The 1,563-nt window shown below is 56.4% G+C and carries 1 protein-coding gene; it reads left to right on the plus strand.

The features are described 5' to 3' along the window. The first annotated feature begins 111 nt into the window (after positions 1-111). Positions 112-858, plus strand: a complete 747-nt coding sequence (locus ATO11_RS21010; protein ID WP_242601497.1) for a hypothetical protein — start codon at positions 112-114, stop codon at positions 856-858. Positions 859-1,563: the final 705 nt, after the last annotated feature.

Raw genomic sequence — 1,563 nt, forward strand, 5'->3', positions numbered from 1 at the left:
ACTTCTCCTTTGCAAACCCAGTGACATTTCTGAATGGTGTTTACATATACTTAGTGTTGCGATAGTATATTTTCGTATGTATGCTGAATCCTGTCACATTGGGTCCTCAGCATGCGTTACCTATTCAAAGAGCTCCTCCCCTCGGTCGCCGTCGCTTTGACTGTGACAGGTCTTTCGCTACCGATGTCCGCCCGTGCGCAGACATACCCGATCGATTGCGCGATCCTCCTGTGCCTGTCTGGCGGCTGGCCTGCTTCCGTGCCATGCGCACGAGCGCGTGCCGAATTCATCCGACGAATTACCCCTTGGCCGGTGGAACCTCCGCTTCAAATCTGGCGCTGTCCAATGGGCGCGTCCTACGAGACCCCTCCGGCGTCAAACAGCGCAGACCGCATCTTTGAAGCGTTCTTCCAGAACAAAAGCACTGGACCGCGACAATCCTTTCCAGCGCGCGATACCGCTGATCCAATTATGGCAGCTTGGCGCACCCCGGAAGCCCCAGAATTCCTTGTTCCCGCCGACCAGGCCCTCCGGCTCGTTCAAGAGCGGGCGGACATCGATATCAGCGGACCTGAGTTCAACTTCGTGCGGTCGATCCGCGTCTTCGATGTCCGGTATGCGCGACAGCACGAATCCGGACGTGACGGCGACTGCAACCGCAGCGCCACCGTGGTCCTCGGCACATACGGAACGCAAGGCGACTTCGCCTGGCAGAGGTCTTCCATCACCGCCCTACCCTCCGCCCATATCGGCCTCGAACGCTGGGGCCAGAATTGCCCCAGCATCTATCACCGTTCTGTCTTCGTCGACTGGCGTGACTATGAAGGGAACTACGGCTTTGAGCAGGTGAACTACTAGCGCCAACAAAGGCAGCATTGGCAATCATCCGTGTCGGCCTAAGTGCTCGGAGCCACTCAATCACCGGTCGTTTGCTGCTTGTGATGCCAAGGTCAGCTGGGCGGACTATCCGGACTCTTGCATTCGCGGCGAATGCGATTGCAGAAAGATCAAAATGGCGTTTGCGCCTGCAGCATTGAAGATTCGGCAGCGCAGCGGATTTCCCGATTCCGGTCATTCATCCGTGTCGATCTCGGCGGAATCCAAGCCGCCCTTTTGCTGCAGCCGATCTCAACAATCGAGAGGCGGACCTACCTGCCACTCCATTCGCCGGGCCGAGTGTCAGGTTCTAGCGCTTTGCGCCAATTTTTCATGACGGTCGCCGACACCACGAACAATCAAACGAAATACCTGAATTGTCGGTCAACTCCTCCATTTTTGGCCCGCAGCGAATTATACCCGGCTTTCGTTCATCTCATATGGTGGTCGGATGCAATTCCGGAGGAAACGAGCCTGACGTCTAGCCTTCTCCGGGTATTCCTGGATATTCGTCGTCCTTTCCGGTCGGGCTAGCAGTACAGATTCTACGCGACGCAATCTTCAACGACCGAAAAATAAATGCAGGATCGGGTTGAGCCGGGGGTTCGGCCTGCGGAGCAAACCTGCCAAACCTCTATGAACCGCCCCGGGTTTACCGGAGAGTTTCTGGTTCAATAGTTAGGCTGC

Source organism: Pseudaestuariivita atlantica, from assembly GCF_001205715.1.
In the GTDB taxonomy this organism is placed as follows: Bacteria; Pseudomonadota; Alphaproteobacteria; order Rhodobacterales; family Rhodobacteraceae; genus Pseudaestuariivita; species Pseudaestuariivita atlantica.